Here is a 749-nt window from a genome sequence, read left to right as displayed (position 1 = left end):
GGCTCTTCGGTGGTTTCTGTGGGAGAGATTCCGGCATAGGCCCAGCTCAGCGGGCGAAAACAACGATCTGGAACTGAAACGGCCCCGGGAGGGGCCGTTTCCGCGTCATCCGCCTATGATTGCTAAGCCAAATTCAGACAACCGAAGAGGTGTGACGCATGAAGAGTCTACTACTTCTCGCCCTCGGTCTGGCCCGCACGGTCGTCCTGGGCGCGCGCATCGAGGCCGAGCGCATCGTCGTGAGCGTCCGGCCCTACAAGCGCGAGCAGCGCCGCTGCCCCGTATGCGGCAGGGCCTGCGACTTCTACGACATGGCGAACCGCGGGGCCCCAGGCTGTGGAGGGCGATGGACCTGGCGCGCTCGGCCTGCTACCTGGAGTACGCGCCCTGCAGGGTGCGCTGCCCGGAGCACGGCGTGCGCACCGAGGCCGTCCCCTGGGCGCGGCACGGGGCGCGCTTCACGCGCGACTTCGAGGACTGGGTGGCGTGGCTGGCGGTCCGCTGCACCGCCTCGGCGGTCTCCGAGCTCGCCCGCGTCGAGTGGCACAGCGTGGGCGGCGTGTGCAGGCGCGTCTACGCCGAGCTGGAGGCCGCGCGCGGCGCCTCGAGGTTCGACGGCGTGCGCCGCATCGGCATCGACGAGACGTCGTACAAGAAGGGCCACAAGTACGTCACGGTGGTCGTCGACCACGACCGCGGCTGCCTCATCTGGGCGCACGAGGGCACCGGCAAGGACGTGCTCAACCTGT

General features: G+C 69.2%; 1 protein-coding gene. It reads left to right on the top strand.

Features of this window, described 5'->3' with window-relative positions; genetic code table 11:
• Positions 1-481: 481 nt before the first annotated feature.
• Positions 482-749 (top strand): transposase (locus DW732_RS09925; RefSeq protein WP_233539435.1); only part of this gene is annotated, 268 nt, incomplete at its 3' end.

It is taken from the genome of Collinsella sp. AM28-11LB, from assembly GCF_003469895.1.
In the GTDB taxonomy this organism is placed as follows: Bacteria; Actinomycetota; Coriobacteriia; order Coriobacteriales; family Coriobacteriaceae; genus Collinsella.
This window is presented reverse-complemented; position numbering and strand designations above follow the sequence as displayed.